Origin of the sequence: Pseudoalteromonas sp. meg-B1 (assembly GCF_003173795.1) — a bacterium.
GTDB classification, from domain to species: Bacteria; Pseudomonadota; Gammaproteobacteria; order Enterobacterales; family Alteromonadaceae; genus Pseudoalteromonas; species Pseudoalteromonas undina.
On record NZ_QGQU01000001.1, the window covers coordinates 1199920 to 1222022 of the forward strand.

Annotated in this window: 26 protein-coding genes and 2 tRNA genes; 14 read left to right on the plus strand and 14 right to left on the minus strand. The window is 39.4% G+C overall.

Annotation, left to right across the window (positions count from 1 at the left end; translation table 11 throughout):
* Positions 1-101: 101 nt before the first annotated feature.
* Both DK924_RS05740 and DK924_RS05745 read left to right on the plus strand, forming a co-directional pair.
* Entirely contained in the window at positions 102-287 is a 186-nt protein-coding gene (locus DK924_RS05740) for a hypothetical protein (protein WP_109874572.1), read from the plus strand.
* Between the two features lie 159 nt (positions 288-446).
* Positions 447-1124 (plus strand): hypothetical protein, encoded by a 678-nt coding sequence (locus DK924_RS05745; RefSeq protein WP_258306410.1) that lies wholly within the window; start codon positions 447-449, stop codon positions 1122-1124.
* Positions 1125-1181: 57 nt separating this feature from the next.
* Here DK924_RS05745 and metG read toward each other — a convergent pair whose 3' ends face one another.
* Positions 1182-3206 (minus strand): methionine--tRNA ligase, encoded by a 2025-nt coding sequence (gene metG, locus DK924_RS05750; protein ID WP_109874574.1) that lies wholly within the window; start codon positions 3204-3206, stop codon positions 1182-1184.
* A gap of 177 nt (positions 3207-3383) precedes the next feature.
* Between metG and apbC the strand changes: the two genes are divergently transcribed.
* Together apbC and dcd are read left to right on the plus strand one after the other, a co-directional pair.
* Positions 3384-4460 carry an iron-sulfur cluster carrier protein ApbC gene (apbC, locus tag DK924_RS05755; protein ID WP_075169156.1) on the plus strand — a complete coding sequence of 359 codons (1077 nt, stop codon included), beginning with the start codon at positions 3384-3386 and terminating at the stop codon, positions 4458-4460.
* Between the two features lie 2 nt (positions 4461-4462).
* Positions 4463-5047 carry a dCTP deaminase gene (dcd, locus tag DK924_RS05760; RefSeq protein ID WP_109874575.1) on the plus strand — a complete coding sequence of 195 codons (585 nt, stop codon included), beginning with the start codon at positions 4463-4465 and terminating at the stop codon, positions 5045-5047.
* Between the two features lie 25 nt (positions 5048-5072).
* Here dcd and DK924_RS05765 read toward each other — a convergent pair whose 3' ends face one another.
* Entirely contained in the window at positions 5073-5855 is a 783-nt protein-coding gene (locus DK924_RS05765) for a CLCA_X family protein (RefSeq protein WP_109874576.1), read from the minus strand.
* 18 nt (positions 5856-5873) lie between these two features.
* Positions 5874-6467 (minus strand): tRNA-uridine aminocarboxypropyltransferase, encoded by a 594-nt coding sequence (locus DK924_RS05770; RefSeq protein WP_109874577.1) that lies wholly within the window; start codon positions 6465-6467, stop codon positions 5874-5876.
* A 131-nt stretch (positions 6468-6598) separates the two neighbouring features.
* Between DK924_RS05770 and DK924_RS05775 the strand changes: the two genes are divergently transcribed.
* Together DK924_RS05775 and DK924_RS05780 are read left to right on the plus strand one after the other, a co-directional pair.
* A complete protein-coding gene (locus tag DK924_RS05775; protein WP_010390183.1) occupies positions 6599-6943 on the plus strand; it encodes an Hpt domain-containing protein in 345 nt (114 codons plus the stop codon).
* Between the two features lie 129 nt (positions 6944-7072).
* Complete coding sequence (locus tag DK924_RS05780; protein ID WP_109874578.1) at positions 7073-8290, plus strand: pyridoxal phosphate-dependent aminotransferase; 1218 nt, start codon at positions 7073-7075, stop codon at positions 8288-8290.
* A 33-nt stretch (positions 8291-8323) separates the two neighbouring features.
* Here the strand turns inward: DK924_RS05780 and DK924_RS05785 are convergent, their stop codons facing one another.
* The 5 genes from DK924_RS05785 to mnmA all read right to left on the minus strand — a co-directional run bounded on the left by DK924_RS05785 (position 8324) and on the right by mnmA (position 13119).
* Complete coding sequence (locus tag DK924_RS05785; RefSeq protein ID WP_010390180.1) at positions 8324-8782, minus strand: GNAT family N-acetyltransferase; 459 nt, start codon at positions 8780-8782, stop codon at positions 8324-8326.
* 9 nt (positions 8783-8791) lie between these two features.
* Positions 8792-9934 (minus strand): cupin domain-containing protein, encoded by a 1143-nt coding sequence (locus tag DK924_RS05790; RefSeq protein WP_109874579.1) that lies wholly within the window; start codon positions 9932-9934, stop codon positions 8792-8794.
* Positions 9935-10014: 80 nt separating this feature from the next.
* Positions 10015-11385: an adenylosuccinate lyase gene (gene purB / locus DK924_RS05795; protein ID WP_109874580.1), complete on the minus strand. Its 1371-nt coding sequence runs from the start codon at positions 11383-11385 to the stop codon at positions 10015-10017.
* Positions 11386-11416: 31 nt separating this feature from the next.
* Positions 11417-12019 (minus strand): high frequency lysogenization protein HflD, encoded by a 603-nt coding sequence (gene hflD / locus DK924_RS05800; RefSeq protein WP_055012553.1) that lies wholly within the window; start codon positions 12017-12019, stop codon positions 11417-11419.
* Positions 12019-13119, minus strand: a complete 1101-nt coding sequence (gene mnmA / locus DK924_RS05805; RefSeq protein ID WP_010390175.1) for a tRNA 2-thiouridine(34) synthase MnmA — start codon at positions 13117-13119, stop codon at positions 12019-12021. The genes hflD and mnmA overlap by 1 nt, the downstream gene beginning before the upstream one ends.
* A 354-nt stretch (positions 13120-13473) precedes the next feature.
* On the opposite strand from mnmA, the gene DK924_RS05810 reads away from it, so the two are divergent.
* Complete coding sequence (locus tag DK924_RS05810; protein WP_109874581.1) at positions 13474-14757, plus strand: diguanylate cyclase; 1284 nt, start codon at positions 13474-13476, stop codon at positions 14755-14757.
* Between the two features lie 3 nt (positions 14758-14760).
* Here DK924_RS05810 and DK924_RS05815 read toward each other — a convergent pair whose 3' ends face one another.
* Genes DK924_RS05815 through DK924_RS05840 form a run of 6 tightly spaced genes read right to left on the minus strand, consistent with a single transcriptional unit; the run spans position 14761 to position 17449 of the window.
* Positions 14761-15426: a pseudouridine synthase gene (locus DK924_RS05815; protein ID WP_109874582.1), complete on the minus strand. Its 666-nt coding sequence runs from the start codon at positions 15424-15426 to the stop codon at positions 14761-14763.
* Positions 15426-15755 carry a TusE/DsrC/DsvC family sulfur relay protein gene (locus DK924_RS05820; protein ID WP_010390172.1) on the minus strand — a complete coding sequence of 110 codons (330 nt, stop codon included), beginning with the start codon at positions 15753-15755 and terminating at the stop codon, positions 15426-15428. Before DK924_RS05820 ends, DK924_RS05815 begins: the two co-directional genes overlap by 1 nt.
* 3 nt (positions 15756-15758) lie before the next feature.
* Positions 15759-16025, minus strand: a complete 267-nt coding sequence (locus DK924_RS05825) for a DsrH/TusB family sulfur metabolism protein (RefSeq protein ID WP_109874583.1) — start codon at positions 16023-16025, stop codon at positions 15759-15761.
* The gene (gene tusC / locus DK924_RS05830; RefSeq protein ID WP_024603060.1) at positions 16022-16378 is read right to left on the minus strand and encodes a sulfurtransferase complex subunit TusC; all 357 of its coding nucleotides are present in this window, start codon (positions 16376-16378) and stop codon (positions 16022-16024) included. Before tusC ends, DK924_RS05825 begins: the two co-directional genes overlap by 4 nt.
* Positions 16375-16728: a sulfurtransferase complex subunit TusD gene (tusD, locus tag DK924_RS05835; protein WP_054201015.1), complete on the minus strand. Its 354-nt coding sequence runs from the start codon at positions 16726-16728 to the stop codon at positions 16375-16377. Before tusD ends, tusC begins: the two co-directional genes overlap by 4 nt.
* 55 nt (positions 16729-16783) lie before the next feature.
* The gene (locus DK924_RS05840) at positions 16784-17449 is read right to left on the minus strand and encodes a Bax inhibitor-1/YccA family protein (RefSeq protein ID WP_109874584.1); all 666 of its coding nucleotides are present in this window, start codon (positions 17447-17449) and stop codon (positions 16784-16786) included.
* 252 nt (positions 17450-17701) lie between these two features.
* Between DK924_RS05840 and DK924_RS05845 the strand changes: the two genes are divergently transcribed.
* From DK924_RS05845 to prc, 7 genes are all read left to right on the plus strand, one after another.
* Positions 17702-17792, plus strand: a tRNA-Ser gene (locus DK924_RS05845).
* Positions 17793-17843: 51 nt separating this feature from the next.
* A tRNA-Ser gene (locus DK924_RS05850) sits at positions 17844-17934 on the plus strand.
* Positions 17935-18106: 172 nt separating this feature from the next.
* Positions 18107-18487: a hypothetical protein gene (locus DK924_RS05855; RefSeq protein ID WP_109874585.1), complete on the plus strand. Its 381-nt coding sequence runs from the start codon at positions 18107-18109 to the stop codon at positions 18485-18487.
* A gap of 128 nt (positions 18488-18615) precedes the next feature.
* Positions 18616-19074 (plus strand): GAF domain-containing protein, encoded by a 459-nt coding sequence (locus DK924_RS05860; protein ID WP_054201014.1) that lies wholly within the window; start codon positions 18616-18618, stop codon positions 19072-19074.
* The gene (locus tag DK924_RS05865) at positions 19074-19352 is read left to right on the plus strand and encodes a hypothetical protein (RefSeq protein ID WP_010390163.1); all 279 of its coding nucleotides are present in this window, start codon (positions 19074-19076) and stop codon (positions 19350-19352) included. The genes DK924_RS05860 and DK924_RS05865 overlap by 1 nt, the downstream gene beginning before the upstream one ends.
* 16 nt (positions 19353-19368) lie before the next feature.
* Complete coding sequence (gene proQ, locus DK924_RS05870; RefSeq protein WP_010390161.1) at positions 19369-20007, plus strand: RNA chaperone ProQ; 639 nt, start codon at positions 19369-19371, stop codon at positions 20005-20007.
* 27 nt (positions 20008-20034) lie between these two features.
* On the plus strand, positions 20035-22059 hold the full coding sequence (gene prc, locus DK924_RS05875; protein ID WP_109874586.1) for a carboxy terminal-processing peptidase: 2025 nt from the start codon (positions 20035-20037) through the stop codon (positions 22057-22059).
* Positions 22060-22103: the final 44 nt, after the last annotated feature.

A 22103-nucleotide genomic window follows, 5' to 3' on the forward strand; every position in this document is an offset into this window, starting at 1 on the left:
AGAGTGTCAGGTATTTTTCAACTAAATCGTACAGTGTTTCAGCACTTTTTTATTCGATGTACCGCGGCTAAAATCGATAAACGGTCCCAAGTGAGAATAATATGTATACTAAACAAGATGATAATAAAGTAATAAATCAACAAAACACCTATGATGCTGGTGGACTTATTGCTGATGACCCCTTGGCGGCAATTAAAGCTATTCGACTTGAGCAGTTGGCACAATGTCGGCTAAAAACACAAAAAGAAATGCAAACGGGGCATAAAAAAATAAACCATAAGCGATAATAATTTGCTAAATTAAATTTATGAATTTCAAACTTGGATAGTGCAATCAATTACATAACTATAAAACACCCTCATCAAGTTATTTCTTTTATTGCTTGGCTATGCGCTTTGGTTGTGATGTTGATAGGACTTTTTGCACCTAACAATAAAGAAATTTTATTGTTCTTAACAGTGAGCTCGCTGTGTTTGCTGATGTTTAATAGTGTGGCAATTTCTGCTTGGGTATTTCATCAGTTTAAAGATAAGCAGTTACGCTTTATAGCGGTTCTATGTAGCGCAGCTTTAATGATGTGCACAGTAGGGGATGTGATTAACTTTAACCTATCCCAGCACTATCATCGCTATGCAACGTTAATAAAGCATGACTACTTAATTGATTCAATTTTATTTTTTGCACCTGGCTATAGCCTTTTATTTTTAGCCTGTGTGTTGGCCTATAAAAGGCAGCAAGCTATATCGCAATTAAAAAGCATACTTTTTATGCTTGTTGTACTGGTGATAAGTGCTACGTCGCTCGCTACTATGTACCTTGATGGGGCTGGTATACCTATTTTAGCTATGACCGGCGTTTATAGTGTGGTGGTAACTGCCGTGGCGCTTATGGGCCTTATGTTGGTTATTGCTTATGGTGGGTTTCATGCGCCCAAACCAATAATGTGGGTGAGCTTAGGGCTTTTCCTTGCTGCATTGGCCGATGCCATTATTGGTGCTTTTTGGATTTATGGTAACCAAGGGCAAGGTTTTTATCCTCAGGTGCGCTATATAAATTGGTTTATCTATATTAGCTCCCAATGCTTAGTGATTCATTTGGCAAAAGTAGTCGCCTTAGCTAAATAACGTAAACAATAAAAAAGCCGCTAAATATTTAGCGGCTTTTTTAAACTAGCGCAGAGTTTACATTACTCGCATACCAGGCTCTGAACCATCGTCTGGGTTAAGAATGTATATTTCTTTACCGCCAGGGCCTGCGGCAAGTACCATACCTTCAGACATTCCAAAGCGCATTTTACGTGGTTTAAGGTTAGCAACCATCACGGTTAGCTTTCCTTCGATGTCTTCTGGTGCGTAGGCTGATTTAATGCCTGCAAATACTTGGCGTGTTTCGCCGCCTAAATCAAGAGTTAACTTAAGCAGTTTGTCAGCACCTTCTACGTGCTCTGCTTTAGCAATTTTAGCAACGCGTAAATCTACTTTTGCAAAGTCATCAAATTCAATCTCAGCTGCGATAGGCTCTTTTGCCAGTGGGCTATTAGGATCGATTTTGTCTTTTTCAGCGATTAAGCTTTCTTTTGATTCTTCAACCATTTTATTCACTTTGTCCATTTCAACACGTTGCATTAACGGCTTAAATTTATTGATAGGGTGGCTTATTAGTGCAGTTTGCACACCTTGCCATGTAAGCTCATCATTTAAAAAGGCTTCAACATTTGTTGCCATACCGGGTAGTACAGGCTTCAAGTAAGTGATCAGCACGCGAAATAGGTTAAGTCCTAACGAACATACTTGATGCGCTTCTTCTTGCTTAGACTCGTCTTTAATAAGCACCCAAGGCGCAGCATTATCAATAAATTGATTTGCTTTATCAGCAAGCGCCATAATTTCACGGATTGCGCGGCTGTATTCACGATTTTCGTAATGTTCAGTAATAGTGGCTGAGGCGTTTTGGAATTCAGCAAGCAGTTGTGGTTCCATAATTGTGTCGCTTAACTTACCGTCAAACTTTTTAGTAATAAAGCCAGCACAACGGCTCGCAATATTAACTACTTTACCCACTAAGTCTGAATTTACACGCTGTGCAAAATCTTCTAGGTTTAAGTCTAAATCGGTAATACCACTATTAAGTTTAGCTGCGTAGTAATAACGTAAAAATTCAGGATCTAGGTTATCTAAATAAGTACGCGCTTTAATAAACGTGCCTTTTGATTTAGACATTTTCGCGCCATTAACCGTAACAAATCCATGAGCAAATACGTTAGTAGGCTTTCTAAATTGAGCGCCCTCTAACATCGCAGGCCAAAACAGGCTGTGGAAATAGATAATGTCTTTACCAATAAAATGATAAAGCTCAGCGTCAGAGCCTTCTTGCCAAAACGCATCAAAGTCGATGCCTTGTTTGTCACATAAGTTCTTAAAGCTCGCCATATAACCAATAGGCGCATCTAGCCATACGTAAAAATATTTACCTGGTGCGTTTGGAATTTCAAAACCAAAATAAGGTGCATCACGGCTTATGTCCCACTGCTGCAAACCATCGGCAAACCACTCATCTAGCTTGTTCGCCATTTCTTGCTGGATTGTGCCTGAATGTAGCCATTCTTTAAGCATGCCTTTAAAGGCGGGTAAGTCAAAAAAGTAATGCTCAGAATCTTTTAAAATAGGCTCAGCACCCGACATGACAGAGCGTGGGTTGATTAGCTCTGTTGGGCTATAAGTTGCGCCACAGGCATCACAGCTATCACCATTTTGATCTTCTGATTTACAGGTAGGGCAGGTGCCAGTAACAAAGCGGTCTGGCAGAAAAATACCTTTTTCTGGATCGAATAACTGAGAAATAGTGTGCTTTTTAATATGACCGGCATCGTTAAGGCGGTTATAAATAAGCTCACTAAATTCTTTATTTTCTTGGCTGTGAGTGCTGTGGTAGTTATCAAATTTGATATTAAAATCAGCAAAATCGCGTTGACGTTCTATGCTAACGTTTTTAACCATTTCCTCTGGCGTGATCCCTTGCTTTTGCGCATTAAGCATAATAGGTGTGCCATGAGCATCATCGGCGCACACGTAGTATGCTTCGTGGCCTTGTAGTTTTTGAAAACGCGACCAAATATCAGTTTGAATATACTCTAATAAATGCCCCAAATGGGTAGGGCCATTGGCATAAGGTAATGCGCTAGTAATCAGGATCTTTCGCTGTGCCATAATCATTCCAAATTAAGCGTTCCTAGCTAGGAACAGATGAAAATTATTACATTATCGATAAGCGCGGTAGTAACAGAGTACACTGCTTATTGATATTTACTAATTGACTGGTGTTAATGCCCTGAATGTTACATAATTCCGTGGCACTTTTCATCAAAGAAACGCTATTTTATTGCTATGTTTGGACTGTCGAAACTATTCTCTGCTAAATCGGTGCAAAAACAACCGATTATTTCTGCTTTAGCGGCCTATCGCAGTGCCGCTTTTGCTGTGGGTATTGAGCAAGATTTTATTGCTGATATTACTCAAAACACCGATAAATCAATTATTGTTAAACTCACTCTTCCTTTTGCCGCGCAATCTGAAATGCCGCATGTTGCTAATTTTTTAGCTGAGCGACTTAAAATCGAGGTAAATGTAAGTGCGGTTGTGGCACTTAAAGAGCCTGCAAAATTTAAAGCCATAAAGCACATAATTTTAGTGGCCTCAGGCAAAGGTGGGGTAGGCAAATCTACTACGGCTGTAAATCTTGCCGGTTCGCTTAAAAACGAGGGCGCTAAAGTAGGCATTTTAGATGCCGACATTTATGGACCGTCTATTCCTATGTTGTTAGGTTTGGTAGGCAGTGAGCCTGTCACTAAAGACAACAAACAATTACAACCATTTGATGCCAGTGGTATTAAAGCGCAATCTATTGGCTTTTTAGTGCCTAGCGACGATGCAACTGTATGGCGCGGTCCTATGGCCTCAGGCGCGCTTAGTCAGCTATTAAATGAAACCGATTGGGGGGAGCTTGATTACTTAATCGTCGATATGCCCCCAGGCACTGGCGATATTCAATTAACCATGAGCCAAAAAGTACCTGCCAGTGGCACTGTAATTGTTACGACGCCACAAGACTTAGCGTTGGCAGATGCGCAAAAAGGCATTGCTATGTTTAATAAAGTAAACGTGCCAGTGCTTGGTTTAATTGAAAATATGAGCCATTACATTTGCGGGCATTGCGGTGAAGCTAATCATGTATTCGGTAAAGATGGCGCACAAAAGTTAGCCTTGAAGCATGGTGTTCCTGTGCTTTCACATATTCCGCTTGCGATTAATATCAGAGAATCCTCTGAACAAGGTAAATTGATTGCCAATGATGCAAATGCAGCTATAAGTGAAACATACAGTGCAGCCGCACGGCTCATCGCCAGTACGCTTTATTATCAACAACATCACAACGCGATTGAAGTTGTGATTACGGAAGATTAAAAATGAGACTTTCAGATACACATATAAAAGAATATTTAAACGACGGGCGCATTGTTATTGAGCCCGCCCCGACCAGTGAAATGATTTCTGGGGTGACTGCGGATCTTCGTTTGGGTAATAAGTTTAGAACTTTTCATGCCCATAATGCCGCTTTTGTTGACTTAAGTGGTCCAAAAGATCAGCTTAATAAAGCCTTAGAATCAATTATGAGCGACGAAATTGTACTAGATGAAGGCGAAGCATTCTTTTTACACCCCGGCGAGCTTGCATTAGCAATAACCTATGAAAAAGTAACCCTGCCTGCAGACATCGTTGGCTGGTTAGATGGGCGTTCGTCGCTGGCACGTTTAGGTTTAATGGTGCATGTAACCGCACACAGAATCGACCCTGGTTGGAGTGGTAATATTGTTTTAGAGTTTTATAACTCGGGTAAACTGCCACTTGCGCTTAGACCCATGATGAAGATTGGTGCAATGAGCTTTGAAACGCTCACCGGCCAATGTGAAAACCCGTATAACACCCGTGTTGATGCAAAATATAAAGATCAAAATAGCGCGGTGGCAAGTCGTATCAGTGATGATAAATAGTAATTCTGATTTTTAGAAACGATTACTATGTTTGTTGATGAAGCGCGTAACCTAATAATTGAAAATATTGGTTAAGTGCTTCATTGGCTTGTAGCGTTTGGCTAAGCTCAGGGTAAATTAAATTATTACTGCTTAATCCACTGACCAAAAAGCTATTTTTTATTGTTTGGTGCTGATTTATACAGGCTTCAAAACACCGAGCTGCAAGCTCCTCTGGCATACTCATGTATTGCTGCTTGTGTGCCTTATCAAACGCGATACAGCGTTGTACAAATTCATTCGCATCTTCCCCGTTTTGTTCTAAAAATACCTGCTTATAAAATTGATTAAGTGCATCATTAAGTGGATGGCTCAAATCGGGAGAGTTTGATAACCATAACTTAGAGGCGAAACCAAAGCGGGTTTTTGATTTAAATAAATGCTCACTAATATGATGATCAAATGCATGAAACCACTCATGGGCTAAAGCACCGCCGCCTGCGTTTTTTGCCAGTGCGAGAGTTTGATCGTAAGCATTATAGTGTGCTTGCACGCCTTTTTGCCCACCGTGACCAAAGGCAAAGTTAAGCTTACCGCGAAGGCCAATTGCTGTTGGCGGTAAATGTAAAATTTGCGCTAAATCAGCTAGCGCATCATAAATTAGATTGGCACTAATAAATCGCTCTTCTTTAGTCACCCATTTACCAACTACCATCGAACGAAAACCAAAAGTCGTTCTAATATCGCTAAAATCAACTTGGTCGTCAAAACGATAGTCAGGGCCTTGGCGTGAAAATCCACGCTTTAATCGAGAAGGGGTATTACGCATTGGTTATTTCATTTTTAATTACAGGTAACGTGCTTTTACGTGAGCGGGCATATGTTGGGTTTGTTTGGTAATTAATTCATCTAATAAATCATACAACGGCGCCGGATTGAGTGCTTCAATAAGCGATAAACTATGCGCTACGGCCTCTAGCGTTGACAAGCTATCTGCTCTTGGAGCTTTACGAATAGTATAACGGTTCGTGGGAATTTGGCGAAAGCTTACTGTTTTAAACTTTTGTAATAGTGGGGTTAATTGCAAAATTTTAAAGGCTTTATTCCATGTACCATCGAGCACTATTAAATGTGTAATGGGTCGCACGTTTTCACTGTTATTGGCTACATCTAACTCAATTGCGTCCTCGTTTGGATAGAGTAACACCGTCGAGCTGAGCGGCAGCTTTTGCAAGCAAACAAAATCTTGATTATTTTCGCCTATAATTATTTTGCATCGCGTTAAACTTAATGCCAATAACTGTGCCGTATTTTTACTAATTTTTGCTTCACTGGGGTGCTGTAACACAACAACCTGAGTTTGATTATCAACACAGGTGATTGCATTGCAAATACAGGTGCTTAGCGAAAAATTACATTGTTCACAAAGGGCACGTGCCATAAGCTAACCATTCGATTAATACATTTAACTTAATTATACATTTTTGCATTAATAAAGTTGGTTTTTTTTGTGCTTAGATATAGAGTAAGAGATGAAATATAAATTGCAGGAACGCATTATAGGGCATCAATATGACAGAAATCAGTATCGACGAATCCGCTTTAGAAAGTATGGAATCGCTATTAGGTGAACAATTTCCAGATACGCTGGAATTTTGTTGTGCGGAATTTGAGCGCTTAGGGAACGAAACTATTGCAGCGCTTGGCCAAGATAAAGAGGCTGCAATTCGCCATTCTCATAGCCTTAAGTCAAATGCGGCTCAATTTGGAGCGGCAAGTTTAGCCGAGGTAGCACGTTTAATTGAATATAATTTAAATAATGGGAATGACGAGCAGGCTGTTGATGCAGCAAATAATTTAATGGCGCAAGTTACTGGCTCGCAAGCAAAATTAAATGAGTGGCACGCTCAGCGATAAACCCGTTTAATGAAGAACAGAATAAAGTGTTAACGTGAATTTTTTTCAGTTTTAAGCGCTTAATTTCCCCTAGTAATTCACGGCTTTACTGAGTTAGTCTTAAGGCTAACTTGCTCTTTAGAGGTAACAATGTCAGAAATAAAAAAGAGTCATAAATTAGACGGCGTCTGTTATGACATCCGTGGCCCCGTTTTAGTACAAGCTAAAAAAATGGAAGATGAGGGCCAAAAAGTACTTAAGCTTAATATTGGTAACCCCGCGGCGTTTGGTTTTGATATGCCAGAAGATATGCACCGCGACATTATTCGTAATTTATATTCTGCTCAAGGCTATTGTGATTCTAAAGGGCTTTACTCTGCGCGTGTTGCTATTTATCAGCATTACCAACAGCGAGGTTTACACAACTTAGACGTTGATAATATTTACATTGGCAACGGTGTGAGTGAACTTATTCAAATGGTTACTCAAGCGTTGTTAAATAATGACGATGAAGTATTAATTCCTGCACCCGATTATCCGCTTTGGACTGCGTCGGTAAAGTTAGCAGGCGGTAACCCTGTTCACTATTTATGTGATGAAGAGCAAGATTGGTTTCCTGATATTGATGATATTAAAAGCAAAATCACCTCAAAAACTAAAGCATTGGTGTTAATAAACCCTAATAATCCAACAGGGGCTGTGTACAGTGATGCCTTGCTTCAAGAATTGATCAACATTGCCCGAGAGCACAAGCTTTTACTGTTAAGTGACGAAATATACGAGAAAATTCTGTACGATGGCATTACCCATACTTCTATTGGTGCATTGTGCGACGATATTCCCATTATTACGTTTAACGGTTTAGCTAAGACATATCGCGCCGCTGGTCTTAGAATGGGTTGGATGGTGCTAAGCGGGCGCACTGCCTTAATGACAGATTTAATTAAAGGCCTCGATATTCTTGCCTCAATGCGTTTATGCGCAAACGTCCCTGCTCAATATGCCATTCAGCAAGCATTGGGTGGGGTACAATCCATTGATAGCTTAATTGACCCCGGAGGCCGCTTATACGAGCAACGAGATATTGCTTGGCGTGGATTAAATGCAATTGAGGGGATAAGCTGTAAAAAGCCAAAAGGGGCGCTGTATGCATTTCCCAAAGTTGATACAAAATTGTTTAATATTAAAAATGATGAACAAATGATGTTTGACTTGTTAAAGGCAGAAAAAATATTATTAGTACATGGGCGCGCTTTTAACTGGCCAGATCCCGATCATTTTAGATTGGTGTTTTTACCTAATAAAGATGATTTAAGCAGTGCGATGATGAAAATGCAGCGGTTCTTCAAAGATTACCGACAAGAATAAAGTAAAAAACGAGCCAAATGGCTCGTTTTTTGGTTAATGCACTAAAGTAAATGGCCGTGTTTCAAAGCATGTGATGGGGCATTCCATTCTCTGTCTTGGAATGCCAGCTTCCATAAAAACGTGCCCTTGCACAGTAAAGCCGTTATTTTTGAATCGTTCTACTTCATTTAAAATACAGTTAATACTGACAGCCTCAATACCTTGCTCTGCGGCAAGCTTTACAATGAAATTAAGTAGAGATTTATAAACGTTGCGATTGCGGTGCTGGGGTAGTACGGCAATTCTTCCTATTAAACCATCATTACATAATCGACCTGTGGCAACAGGTGAGTGCATATTATCGGTAACCAGAATATGTTGAGCGAGCGCATCTAAGCTATCAAATTCAATATTCTTTGGAATATGTAATTCGTAAACAAAAACACGCTCTCTTATTTGTTGAAGTTGATCTTTTTCACTTTGCCAATCAACTTTGTCAACAGTATAAACCATAGCCTCCTCCTAGCTAAACCAAATACCCTCATTAACCAGTGTAGTAAAGGTTTCGATAAAATCTAGGCTAGGTGTGGTTGAATTCAGCAAGCTGCTATCAAATTCAATAAAATCAGTTAGCTGTTTTACAGCCTCTAAATCAGATAGCGGTAAAGGGTAGTTTTCGCCATTAACACTTAAAAGCAGCTCATCACCGATGCATTGGTAAATTGCACGCGTGCCACCAAGACGCTCAAATATCACATCATTTTCAAGTTGTTGCATAATTTCAGCTGTACTAAACGGGTTTTCTTCAGGGGCTAAATCCATATCATGCTTAGGTTGACTTAATGTGTTTCCCAACCAATTTTTAAATAAGCTGTCGTTTTCTATTAAAGCCTGCATTAACGTTTTTACTTTATCAACTTCGCTTTGCGTAAGCTCACCTTTTGAATCACGTAGCGCGAGGGTATGATCCGTGTAACGTTTTTGACCGCTTTCTGTGTCAATAATATGATCTGCAAAGCTAGACAGTAAATCTTGTTGATTAGGGGCTCTAAATCCGACCGAGTAGTTTAAAGCATTTTCAATGGCATAGCCTTCATGTGGACAACCTGGTGGTATGTACAAAATGTCACCTGGCTCTAAAACGCAATCAATCACTGCAGTGAAAGCTTCAACTTGTAGCAAGCTTTTATTTTGAGCAAACTGCTTTAATGAGGCATCAGGTAAGCCTACTCGCCAATGGCGTTTGCCTTCTCCTTGAATAATAAATACATCATATTGATCCAAGTGTGGTCCAACACCACCGCCAGGGGTTGAGTAGCTGATCATTAAATCATCTATACGCCAGTTAGGAATAAAACGAAATGGCTCAAGCAATTGTGCGGCTTCTGGGTGCCAATGATCGACTGCTTGCACTAATAAAGTAGCGTGCTCATCGGTGAGTATTTCAAAATCTTCAAACGGCCCTTGATGGGACTGCCATTGCTGGTTATGGTTGGTTATAATACGCGACTCTATGCTGTCTTCCATGGCGAGGCCTGCCAGTTCATTGGCATCAAGAGGGTCTTTAAAGTCACTAAAACCTCCTTTGATTAACAGTGGCTTTTTTTGCCAATATTGATTTAAAAACGCTTGCTCAGATAATTCATTTATTTTTAATTGATACATAGAATGCCTATAACGTTAAGACCTAAATCAAAAAAGCGAAAGGCAGGTACCTTTCGCTTTTTATTAGTAGATTTGAGTAATTAAACTAAATCATCAATAAACTCAACAGCGCGACCAATGTAGTTGGCTGGGGTTAGCTTTTTCATTTCTGCTTTTGCAGCGTCTGGTAAATCTAAACCATCAATGAAATCAGCCATAATTTCTTGATTTACACGTTTACCACGCGTTAAATCTTTTAGCTTTTCATATGGCTTTTCAATGCCGTATTTACGCATTACTGTTTGGATTGGCTCTGCTAGTAGCTCCCAGTTTTGGTCAAGCTCATCGGCTAAACGTTGTTCGTTAACTTCTAGCTTGCTTACACCTTTAAGTGTAGATTGGTATGCAATAACAGCATAACCCATACCTACACCTAAATTACGTAATACGGTTGAGTCAGTTAAATCACGTTGCCAACGAGAAACAGGCAGCTTTTGCGCTAAGTGACCTAATATGGCATTAGCTAAACCTAAGTTACCTTCTGAGTTTTCAAAATCAATAGGGTTTACTTTATGTGGCATAGTTGATGAGCCAATTTCACCAGCAATGGTTTTTTGCTTGAAGTGATTAAGCGCAATGTATCCCCACATATCGCGGTCAAAATCGAGCAATATAGTATTAAAACGCGCAATAGCATCAAATAGTTCTGCAATGTAGTCATGCGGTTCAATTTGTGTGGTAAACGGGTTAAGTGTTAAACCTAGGCTAGCTACAAATTTACCTGCGTGAGTATGCCAGTCGTAATCAGGGTAAGCACTTAGGTGAGCATTGTAGTTACCTACAGCACCATTTACTTTGCCTAACATTTCTACTTGGGCAATTTGATCACGTTGACGCTTTAAACGCATGTATACGTTTGCAAACTCTTTACCCATAGTTGATGGGGTTGCAGGTTGCCCATGCGTACGAGTCATCATTGGAATGGCTTTGTATTCAACAGCTTTTTCTTTAATTGCGCTTAATAGCTCATCGCAATAAGGTAAAATAACATTGTTACGTGCTTCACTTAACATTAAACCGTGAGATAGATTATTAATATCTTCAGATGTACATGCAAAGTGAATAAATTCATTAATGGCATGTAATTCAGCGTTATCAGCTACTTTTTCTTTTAGTAGGTACTCTACGGCTTTTACATCATGGTTAGTGGTGCGTTCAATGTCTTTAACACGCTGTGCATCGGCTTCACAGAAGTTATCGACGATAGCATTTAATAGTCCGTTTGCTTGCTCGCTTAAAGCTGGGACTTCTTTTATATCGCTTGCTGCAGCTAACGCTTGCAACCAACGCACTTCAACGGTTACGCGGTATTTGATTAATCCAAATTCGCTAAAAATACTGCGTAGTTCAGTGGTTTTGCTGCCGTAGCGACCATCAACCGGAGAGATAGCCGTTAACGCTGAAAGCTCCATAATAACTCCTAAATTTTAGTTTGAACGATAATTAAATTTTTGTTTTAGCAATGGCGAGAATTTTTCTTTTTGCAAAAAAGAAATGACGACGTTTGCCGCCCATTTGACGCCATAATACTGCACTACGAATGCCGGCTAAAAGTAACGCACGGATTTTGTTTTGAGTGAGCTGCTGTTTTAATAACTCGGGTTTACCATAAACCTGGATTCGGTGCCCAAGGGGGCTTAGCACCGACGAGTATATATCTGCTAAACCGGCAACAACACTGTCATCGGTAATAGCAAAATGATCTAAACGACGATGAATATCATCAATACGTTTACCTAATTCATTGAGGCTCTTACTATTGGCACTAAGGGCTCGCTCTAACTGCATTAAGCCACCCACGTATTTAACTATTTCAACATCTTTTTGAGCACCGGCACTCAGTTGTGCCATTAATGTTTTATAGCCATCACGCAAATTTTGTGTGCCTTGGTATACATCCTCAGGAGAGGCGGGTGAGGTTTGCACAATACTTGATAACAACGTTGATAAGTCATGTTCATCACAACGACCGTATTGAGCAACCTTTTGTACTTGTTTTGCTACTTGGCACATGGCAGCAAGTGCCATGACTTGATGTTGATTCATTACTTAATCACCGAATCAATAATACCACCGCCTAAACAGACTTCATCAGCGTAAAATACGGCGGATTGTCCTGGGGTAACGGCTTTTTGCGGCTCATCAAACAATACGCGTGCCATACCATCTTCTCCAACGAGTAATGTACAGCTTAAGTCTTCTTGACGGTAGCGAGTTTTAACGGTGCAGCGAGTTGTACCTTGCGGGCCAACACGATCTACCCAGTGTAATTGGTTTGCATTAAGGCCGTTACTGTACAAGCGAGGGTGATCTTTACCTTGACCAACAACAAGAACATTTCGTTCTATATCTTTATCTACCACGTACCATGGTTCGCCCGAGCCTTCTTTCATGCCACCAATTAATAAACCTTTACGCTGGCCAAGGGTATGATACATCAAGCCTTCATGCTCACCTACATTGTTACCATCGGTGTCTTCAATTACTCCAGGTTGTGCAGGCAAAAACTTTTGCAGAAAATCTTTGAATTTACGCTCGCCAATGAAACAAATGCCGGTGCTGTCTTTTTTATCATGGGTAATTAAATCCTGTTCTTCAGCAATGCGGCGTACTTCTGGTTTGGCAATATCTCCGACAGGAAATAGTGTTTGCGCAATATGCTCATGGCTTAGTGTATACAAAAAGTAGCTTTGATCTTTGTTATCGTCTAGGCCTCGGCACATTACGTATTTGTCATCGCGTAGCTCTCGGCGCACATAGTGACCAGTTGCAATAAAATCAGCACCAAGTGCTTGCGCAGCAAACTCTAAAAACGCTTTAAATTTTATTTCTTTATTACACATTATATCTGGGTTGGGTGTACGACCCGCTTTGTATTCTGCTAAAAAGTATTCAAATACATTATCCCAGTATTCAGCAGCAAAATTAACGGTATGAAGTTCAATGCCTAACTTGTCACATACAGCTTGTGCATCTTTTAAATCTTCAGCAGCAGCGCAATATTCATCATTGTCATCTTCTTCCCAGTTCTTCATAAACAAGCCTTCTACTTGGTAGCCTTGCTGTTTTAGTAAATATGCAGATACAGAAGAATCAACCCCGCCGGACATACCAACGATGACTTTAATGTGACTATTTTCGCTCATGAATAATTTCGCTTATACAGATTACTGTTAACTTGGAAAGGCCGCGATTATAGCATGTATTTTGTTGGTGCTTAAAGAGAGGATGGGGGATTGAATAGATTTTGTTGTAACTTTTTCCATCCAATGGTTAGTAAGGCGTAGTTTGGTGTGTAATTTACTCATTTTTAGGCTAATGAAAAGGGATGAATTATATTGATGGCTTCATACTTTGTAAGTTGCTTTTGTCGTATTTAATTACGTAGCGCTATTCTTCATTAACAAAACTTTACATTTGAGATTACCTACCATATCTTAATTAGTATCTAAACACGTAAATACTTAAATAACCTAAAATATAATCAATGGAATGAATATATGAATTACGCCTCGCAATCACATTTGGTTAAGTCGTTTGTGCTGGATGCGTCCGAAAAAACGGTGTCAAATCTTACTTTTGAAGACGATTATTCACTACAGCAATTCAAAGAATCAGCTTATAAGTTATTTTATGACATTATAACTGTGCCAGCTCCCTATCTTTATCAAGAGCCTAATCCGATTGTTGAGCTGTTTAGGCTTATAGAATCCTCTTTAGGCTCTTTAAAATCATCACAAAAGGCAATTTTAAGCCAGTTAGAGAAATGGTGGGTAGAGTGGCATTTTGTCGCTTCAATGAATGTATCGCTTGAACGTGAAAACAAAGAACAAGACTATAATGTTATAAGCACTACCCAACACCCTATGCGCAAGCATGAGTTGAGTCATTATGCGCGGTTATTCACGATTCTACCCTTACCGGTATGTGATGTTTGTATGGTAACTGGTGATATTTTAAAAGTGAACCAACGTTTTATTGATGTATTTGGTTACACGTTACAAGACGTACCTAATCTTAATGTTTGGTGGAAATTAGCCTACCCTGAAAAAGATTACAGAACATTTGCACAAACGTTATGGCAGGAGTCACTTGAGCAAGCCAATCAAAATAATGATGATATTCCAGCTAATGATTACAGGATTTCTTGTAAAGATGGCAGTGAAATTGTGATGCAAGTTTCTGGTATCAGTGTTGAAGGAGAATTTATTGCTATATTCAACGATGCTACTGAGCGTTTAAAAACTCAAGAAATACTCAGTGATATGGCGTTTTTAGACTCACTCACTAAAATAGCCAACAGGCGGCGCTTTGATGAAAAACTAACGTCTGAATTTAACAAGTTATCGAACAAGCATCGTGAGCTTTCGATGATCATTATTGATATCGATAATTTTAAAAAGTATAACGACCGATATGGTCATCTCGAAGGAGACAAATGCTTATTTCAAGTTGCGCAAAAATTAGCTGAAACCGTCTGCAGGCCAGAAGATTTTGTAGCGCGATTCGGAGGAGAAGAGTTTGTCGTGCTGTTACCTCAAACAGGTAAGCAAGGGGCATTATTTATTGCCGAACAAATACAAAAATCGATTGAAAAAATGGCCATTCCCCACAAAGACAGCTTTACAGGTATATTGTCTGTCAGTATGGGAATAAACACCATAGAGCATGAACACGATAGCGATCATGCGCAATTTTTTAAACAAGCAGATAACGCACTTTATTACGCGAAGAAACAAGGAAGAAATTGTATTGCTTTAGCTACAGACCCTAACGCAACTTGATGGTTAATTATCAATATCTTTGAATTCTCCGCTATTTATTCCCTCTAGCGTGTATTTACCGATACTGTAGCGAATTAAACGCAAAGTAGGATGGCCAACATGGGCTGTCATACGTCTAACTTGACGGTTTCTGCCTTCGTTAATTGTAATACTTAGCCATGATGTAGGTATTGATTTACGCTCTCGCACTGGAGGAGTCCTTGCCCAAAGCGCTGGTTCATCCATTAAAGTTACTTCAGCGGGCAAGGTGATGCCATCTTTGAGTTCGACACCTTTATTTAAAGCATCGATAGACGCTTGTGTTGGGATCCCTTCAACCTGAACCCAATAGGTTTTGTTGGTTTTTTTACCAGGCGCTGTGAGCGTATTTTGTAACTTCCCGCAGTTTGTTAATAACAACAACCCTTCGCTGTCCCTGTCTAAACGACCTGCTGCGTAAACATCTTTTATAGGAATAAAATCAGCCAATGTTTGCCTATTTTGATCGTCAGTGAACTGGCAAAGAACATCATAAGGTTTATTAAATAAAATGACTTTTTTATCGCTCTGCGCTATTGCCGGCTTTATTGGTCTTTTTACTGTCCTTTTATTGATACCACTTCGAGAGTAAGTACGGCCTGTATTGCGCTTACCCTTTGAGGAGGGCGAATGTTCAGTTTTATGCTTCATTAAATACACCGTGCAGGTTTAGGTAAACCCGCAATTTTAGTTGCTTGTTTGGCTGGCCCTTTAGGAAAAAGTTTGTATAAGTACATGCTGTTCCCTTTATCCTCACCGAGTGCTTTAGCCATGGCTTTGACTAACATTCTAATGGCTGGACTAGTGTTATATTCAAGATAAAACTCTCGCACAAAGTTAACAACTTCCCAATGCTGCTCAGTTAATGTGATGTTTTCTTGCTCTGCAATAACATTGGCTAACTCTTTTGACCAAACAGTATGATCTAGCAAATAACCTTGTTTATCAGTGTCTATTGTTTGATTATTAAATTCCAACATGGTTCACCAAGTAATTGATTGTTTTGCAGTTAAACTGAGGGTAACGAACTCATCATAGCTAATTGCTTTGTCGTTCATATTTAATGATATGTCTCGAGCTTCTGCATCATCTTTTAAAATATAAAGTGAGTCAGCAAATTGTCTATATTGCCCTTTTGCAAAGCAAGCGTCACCCACGAGTAAAACACTGTCTGTGAGCATAATTAGATTGTCTAAGCTGTGTGTACTGTAGTAATTCAGTGGTTTTGAAAAAATATGTAAAGTATTCATAGGGTCACCACATGCTGCTGATTGTGAATTAACTGTTTTTGGGCATTAAAGTTTACTATGTTTGCCTCAATGAGTAGTTCACTTTTACTTAAACCATAATCAATCAGTGACTTTTCACAAACGTAAATATTTTCAACATCATAGATTTCCAACATTTTAATGTTTTTAAAAAAATCTTTGATACCTAAACTATTTGGCTTTTGGTTTTTTTTAAGCGCTAACACAGCTGGGCCGCTAAACAACCAGCTAATATTTTGATCTACGGCAGCAAAAATAAGGGTCATATCAAGTGCATCGCGGATATGCATGTCATCAAATGGGCTTGACTGACTAATTACGAGTACATTAATCATTTAAATTGTATCCATTTATCTGCTTCACTGGCCAGCATGGCAAATTCAGCTAAGCCTGCAACAGCAAATGCGCCGGTATTTTTTATATCTAAGCCTCGCTTTTCAGCCGCAGTAACGCATAACATTAGATTTATATTTTTTTCAGCCAGTTGCTGCCAAAGCGAGGGAGTACTTAACTCATCTGAGGCTAACTCAAAATGAGTTGAAGCATGATAAATAGCATCTTGGTATAAAAATAACGCATCAACGCTATGTCCCTGCGCTAGGCAGGCATGAGCAAACTTAACAATACGTTGAGTGGTATCGTGATCTGATGGTGGAGTATGTAAAGAAAGTACAAAGCGTGCCAAAACTATTCCAATAAAAAAGCCCCAATAAAGGGGCTATATTAACAGAACTATTTAATTAGTCATTATTTGCGCCAAGTAAGGCAAGTAATGAAGTAAATAGGTTATATACGCTAAGGTATAAAGATACAGTTGCACGGATATAATTTGTTTCGCCGCCGTTAATGATTCTGCTCGTATCGAACAAAATTAGGCCAGACATGATTAATACAACTGCTGCGTTTAGAACCATAAACATTAACGAGCTACCTAAGAAAATATTTACAATAGTTGCCACGATAACCACAATTAAGCCGACAGTTAAAAAGCCACCCATGAATGAGAAGTCTTTTTTAGTGTTAAGCGCATAAGCAGATAAACCAAAGAAGATTAACGCCGTAGAACCTAGCGCTTGCATAATTAGCATAGGGCCATTAGGTAATTGTGCGTAGTGATTTAGTAGAGGGCCTAAGCCGGCTCCCATTAATCCTGTAAACGCAAACACCCAAAATACACCAGATGCTGTATCTGCTTTTTTATTAACAACAAAAAGTAGACCAAATGAAACTAGTGTGAATACAAGTCCCATAAAGTAAGGTAATTGCAGTGCCATTGAAATACCGGCAGTGACTGCACTAAATGCAAGTGTCATTGCAAGTAAGAAATAAGTGTTTTTAAGCACTTTGTTTGTTTCAATGGTCGACATTACCGGCTTTGCAGTATTGTACGATTGATTAAACGCCATTGTAGAGCTCCTGTAAGTGAAACTAAGTAGTTCCTGTAATTTAACTAAAATTAGATTACCAACTCTTATATGTTTGGGCAAACCTTTGTAGATCAATAGACAACTAAATTTAAATAAAAGTTCATTTGCCGGTTAGGATTTGCTCTCATTGCTTTATGTTTAAACAAATTAGTTGTTTTTTAATCACTTGAACAAAAAAATGAAAAAAAAGCTTCACAAAGCCCAAGGGTTTCCCTATTATTCAGGCCGTGCGGAGAGATGGCAGAGTGGTCGAATGCACCGGTCTTGAAAACCGGCAGGGGTTTATAGCCCCTCTAGGGTTCAAATCCCTATCTCTCCACCACCTTATTAAAATAATTATGAGTACACTCTTACTTGTAGTTTATGCACTTTCGGAGAGATGGCAGAGTGGTCGAATGCACCGGTCTTGAAAACCGGCAGGGGTTTATAGCCCCTCTAGGGTTCAAATCCCTATCTCTCCACCATTATCAGATAAGCCCGCTATTTGCGGGCTTTTTTGTGCCTCATATTCGCTATATCTTTTTCAAAACCAAGCATATTCAGTTAAAAAATACGACCATAGTCTCTATTTATAAGCTTTGGCTCTTAGTGCATGCTTAGAAATTAAAGATTTATGTTTTTGTTAAGGATCTTACAATGAAACATCAACTCGCAAAAAGTGTCGCACTTTCATTATTATCTCCCGTTATTATTGGTAGTATGTTGGGGATTTACTACGCATTGACTATGCGCGGTGACGCGGTTTCTATTTTTTTAGGACTATTAATGACCGCTATTGCTAACGCGCACATAGTGGGTTTAACTATGGCCGCGTTTGTAGTGCCGGGTTATTTACTTATGTTTAAGTATTCTAAGGTAAATTATTCTGGAGTATTAACACTGGGCTTGCTGGGTGGCGCTATTTTTAGTTATCTTTTGAGCGCCACTACAGGCGAGATCTTTTTAATCAATAGTGTGATGTCAGGGTTTGCCGCTGGACTGTTTTTATTCGGCCTGCGTAAATCGGCACAAAGTTAATTGCGGAATATTTAATCAAGTGTGTCGTAAAATCATGTAATTTCCTTTTTTTTACCCGCAAAAGGTTTCAATTTTTAGTGACAAAGAGTACCTTTAGCTACTGTATGTTTAATAAGAAGTAGTTTGGTATGCAAAAGCACGATTTTTACCAGTCATTAGTTAAGCAAACTGAATCGTTGATAGGCGGTGAATCAAACATAATTGCCAATATGGCAAATATAAGCGCGCTGTTATTTACCTCTTTAGAAGATGTGAATTGGGCGGGCTTTTATTTTATGGATTCACCATCAGAATTGGTACTTGGTCCATTTCAAGGCAATCCAGCTTGTATTCGTATTCCAGTAGGAAAAGGGGTATGTGGCACTGCTGCGGCGACCGAGCAAACCCAATTAATTTCAGATGTGCATGCTTTTGACGGTCATATAGCCTGTGATGCAGCATCAAATTCTGAGATAGTTGTACCTATCATGAAAAATGGATCTGTATTTGCGGTACTAGACATAGATAGCCCAAGTATTGGTCGATTTGATACTGATGACCAAGCAGGGCTTGAAGCACTTGTAAAATGCTTAGAGGCTAGCCTGTAATGAAAGACTTGCTAAATGTTCAAGACTACCTTTTTGCCGTTCAAGATGTTGGTGATTGGGAAGGGGATGAAGAACATGTAGCGGAAACGCTCAATGATTTGATTCACATGGCATGGGATCGTCTACCTGATGATTTAGACTGTGATTCAATTGATGAAATTATAAATGGTATTTGGGAACATTTACGTGGTGATATGGCTGTGATTGAAGCTGACTTTGAAGAGTTAGCCGATTGGTGTATCCACTATGTTGATTCTGCCCTTGATGAAAAGATGTGATTAAATAGGTTCTAAAATGGAAACCACAAACAAGCTAAAAGATATTAATGAAGTATTGGAGTTCTTATATCAAGAATTTCCACAATGTTTTAAACAAAAAGAGGGCATTCAGCCGCTTAAAGTAGGTATTTTTAAAGATATCGCTGAGCGTATTGAAGGCTCTGAAAAAGTCAGTAAGACACAAGTTCGTCAAGCACTTAGAAAATACACATCTAACTGGCGCTACCTTGAAGCGGTTACTAAATCTGAATTTAGAATCGATCTTGACGGAAATCAAGGCGAAAAAGTTGAGCAAGAGCATATTGACCACGCACAAAAAGCGTTGGAAGAAAGCCGTGCTAAAATGGCAAAGCGTAAAAAGCAGCAACGCCCTCGTCAAGATTCAGAAGCAAAATCTTTCAAAAAGAAACCAGCTAACGCGGCTAAAAATTCATCGGCTGCAGCAAAGCCTGCAAAAGCCGCTGCGCCTAAGCGTTCAGGAAAAGTTGAACCTTTACCAGCAGGCGAGGTCAAGGTTAATAACAAGGTTAAAGTTAAACTTGGCCAAGCACTTGTTAATGCAGTAATCACTGAAGTAAACAAAGACGATGTTCACGTTGAATTAGTGACCGGTATGCAAGTAAAAACCAAAGCCGACAGCTTATACATCATTTAAGTTGCGAAAAAAATTAAGGAGTTGTGTATGAGTAAAAAGTTTACGCTCATTCCGTTAGTTGCTGCGCTGTTTTCAGGTTCATTATTGGCTGCAGTAGAGCCGGTAACATTAGAAGACTTACCTTTGCTCAAGCAAGAAAGTCAGCACGGTACAGCCAGTAAACGAGTGGCTAATCTATTTACTCGTTCGCATTACACACCTGTTCGATTTAACGATGAGCTTTCAAGTAAAGTGTTTGATCGTTACATCGAATCCCTTGATTTTAATAAAAGCGTGTTTTTGAAAAGCGATATTGACTCTTTTGAGCAATATCGTGAGAGTTTCGATAACGCGCTTATTAGCGGCAAGTTAGGCTTTACATTTGATATTTTCAACTTAAGCCTTAAACGTCGTTTTGAACGTTACGAATTTTCGCTTTCATTACTTGAAAATGAAATGACGTTCGACACTGAAGATGAATATTTTTATGACCGTGAAGATGCACCATGGGCGACCACGCAAGCTGAATTAGATGAAATTTGGCGCGAGCGAGTAAAATATGATGCATTACGGTTAAAAATGACAGGTAAAGATTGGCCTGGCATAAAAGACGTTTTAACCAAGCGTTATAAAAATGCAGAGAAGCGTCTTGTACAATCAAAATCTGAAGATGCATTTCAAATTGTAATGAATTCACTTGCACGTAGTATTGAAGCACATACTTCATACTTATCTCCACGTCGTGCAGAGCAGTTCAAAATGGATATGGATCTTGAGCTTGAAGGGATTGGCGCAGTATTAACGCCTGATGAAGACTACACGGTAATTCGTAGTTTAGTGCCAGGAGGCCCGGCAGACAAATCTGAGCAAATTAAAGCCGATGACCGCATTATTGGTGTGGCTCAAGATGGCGAAGAGTTTGTTGATGTAATTGGCTGGCGTTTAGATGATGTGGTTGATTTAATAAAAGGTCCTAAGGGTACTAAAGTGCGTTTGCAATACCTGAAGGGTGCAGATGCTCACGGTACGCCAAAAGTGGTTGAAATTACCCGTGATAAAATTCGTCTAGAAGACAGAGCTGCCAAATCAGAAGTATTTGAAGCCAGTTATTCTGATTTATCCAGCAAAATTGGTGTAATAGAAATCCCTGGTTTTTACAATAACTTATCTAAAGATGTAAAAGTTGAGTTGGCTAAACTCAAAGAACAAAACGTAGACGGAATTATTATTGATTTACGTCAAAATGGCGGCGGTTCATTATATGAAGCTACGCAGTTATCAGGTTTGTTTTTTGATCAAGGTCCAGTAGTACAAATTCATACTTTAAACAACCGTATTGAAGAACAAAAAGACCGTGACGGCATTACTTATTATGATGGCCCACTCACAGTGCTTGTTGATAGATACAGCGCATCCGCGTCTGAAATTTTTGCCGCAGCTATGCAAGATTATGGCCGTGCCGTTATCATTGGTGAGCAAACCTTTGGTAAAGGGACCGTGCAGCAGCATAAAGGTTTAGCGCGTGCTTATGACTTATACGATAATCCATTAGGTAGTGTGCAATATACAATTGCAAAGTTTTACCGCATTAATGGTGGTAGTACACAGCATAAAGGGGTGATCCCAGATATTACGTTCCCATCGGCTATTGACCCTGCTGAGTGGGGGGAAAGTAAGCAAGATAATGCACTACCATGGGATAGCATAGTACAAGCGAAGTATAAGCAAATAGGGCGTTTAAATCCTGTTATAAATGTGCTTGAAAAACAGCACAATGAGCGAATTAAAACTGAACCTGAATTTAATTATGTGTTTGAGGATATCGCTCGTTACAACGAAGAAAAAGATCGTAAAACAATTTCTTTAGTCGAGAAAAAGCGCATTAAAGAAAAAGAAGAAAATGAAGCGCGAGCACTAGCACGCACTAACGAGCGTTTAAAACGTTTAGGCAAACAACCTGTTGAAAACTTGGATGATGTGCCTGAGGTAATTGAAGAGCTTGACCCATTTCTTGAAGAAGCAGCTCTTATTACGCAAGATTATATCAAATATGGCCGCGTAGCTAAGCGCTAAATTCAGCTTCACTTTGTAAAAAAAAGGCGCCTAGGCGCCTTTTT

What these genes read in the sequence shown, in the direction of transcription:
- DK924_RS05740 (WP_109874572.1), top strand. Translation starts at nt 102, where the DNA reads ATGTATACTAAACAAGATGATAATAAAGTAATAAATCAACAAAACACC.
- metG (WP_109874574.1), bottom strand. Translation starts at nt 3,206, where the DNA reads ATGGCACAGCGAAAGATCCTGATTACTAGCGCATTACCTTATGCCAAT.
- apbC (WP_075169156.1), top strand. Translation starts at nt 3,384, where the DNA reads ATGTTTGGACTGTCGAAACTATTCTCTGCTAAATCGGTGCAAAAACAA.
- dcd (WP_109874575.1), top strand. Translation starts at nt 4,463, where the DNA reads ATGAGACTTTCAGATACACATATAAAAGAATATTTAAACGACGGGCGC.
- DK924_RS05765 (WP_109874576.1), bottom strand. Translation starts at nt 5,855, where the DNA reads ATGCGTAATACCCCTTCTCGATTAAAGCGTGGATTTTCACGCCAAGGC.
- DK924_RS05770 (WP_109874577.1), bottom strand. Translation starts at nt 6,467, where the DNA reads ATGGCACGTGCCCTTTGTGAACAATGTAATTTTTCGCTAAGCACCTGT.
- DK924_RS05775 (WP_010390183.1), top strand. Translation starts at nt 6,599, where the DNA reads ATGACAGAAATCAGTATCGACGAATCCGCTTTAGAAAGTATGGAATCG.
- DK924_RS05780 (WP_109874578.1), top strand. Translation starts at nt 7,073, where the DNA reads ATGTCAGAAATAAAAAAGAGTCATAAATTAGACGGCGTCTGTTATGAC.
- DK924_RS05785 (WP_010390180.1), bottom strand. Translation starts at nt 8,782, where the DNA reads ATGGTTTATACTGTTGACAAAGTTGATTGGCAAAGTGAAAAAGATCAA.
- DK924_RS05790 (WP_109874579.1), bottom strand. Translation starts at nt 9,934, where the DNA reads ATGTATCAATTAAAAATAAATGAATTATCTGAGCAAGCGTTTTTAAAT.
- purB (WP_109874580.1), bottom strand. Translation starts at nt 11,385, where the DNA reads ATGGAGCTTTCAGCGTTAACGGCTATCTCTCCGGTTGATGGTCGCTAC.
- hflD (WP_055012553.1), bottom strand. Translation starts at nt 12,019, where the DNA reads ATGAATCAACATCAAGTCATGGCACTTGCTGCCATGTGCCAAGTAGCA.
- mnmA (WP_010390175.1), bottom strand. Translation starts at nt 13,119, where the DNA reads ATGAGCGAAAATAGTCACATTAAAGTCATCGTTGGTATGTCCGGCGGG.
- DK924_RS05810 (WP_109874581.1), top strand. Translation starts at nt 13,474, where the DNA reads ATGAATTACGCCTCGCAATCACATTTGGTTAAGTCGTTTGTGCTGGAT.
- DK924_RS05815 (WP_109874582.1), bottom strand. Translation starts at nt 15,426, where the DNA reads ATGAAGCATAAAACTGAACATTCGCCCTCCTCAAAGGGTAAGCGCAAT.
- DK924_RS05820 (WP_010390172.1), bottom strand. Translation starts at nt 15,755, where the DNA reads ATGTTGGAATTTAATAATCAAACAATAGACACTGATAAACAAGGTTAT.
- DK924_RS05825 (WP_109874583.1), bottom strand. Translation starts at nt 16,025, where the DNA reads ATGAATACTTTACATATTTTTTCAAAACCACTGAATTACTACAGTACA.
- tusC (WP_024603060.1), bottom strand. Translation starts at nt 16,378, where the DNA reads ATGATTAATGTACTCGTAATTAGTCAGTCAAGCCCATTTGATGACATG.
- DK924_RS05840 (WP_109874584.1), bottom strand. Translation starts at nt 17,449, where the DNA reads ATGGCGTTTAATCAATCGTACAATACTGCAAAGCCGGTAATGTCGACC.
- DK924_RS05855 (WP_109874585.1), top strand. Translation starts at nt 18,107, where the DNA reads ATGAAACATCAACTCGCAAAAAGTGTCGCACTTTCATTATTATCTCCC.
- DK924_RS05860 (WP_054201014.1), top strand. Translation starts at nt 18,616, where the DNA reads ATGCAAAAGCACGATTTTTACCAGTCATTAGTTAAGCAAACTGAATCG.
- DK924_RS05865 (WP_010390163.1), top strand. Translation starts at nt 19,074, where the DNA reads ATGAAAGACTTGCTAAATGTTCAAGACTACCTTTTTGCCGTTCAAGAT.
- proQ (WP_010390161.1), top strand. Translation starts at nt 19,369, where the DNA reads ATGGAAACCACAAACAAGCTAAAAGATATTAATGAAGTATTGGAGTTC.
- prc (WP_109874586.1), top strand. Translation starts at nt 20,035, where the DNA reads ATGAGTAAAAAGTTTACGCTCATTCCGTTAGTTGCTGCGCTGTTTTCA.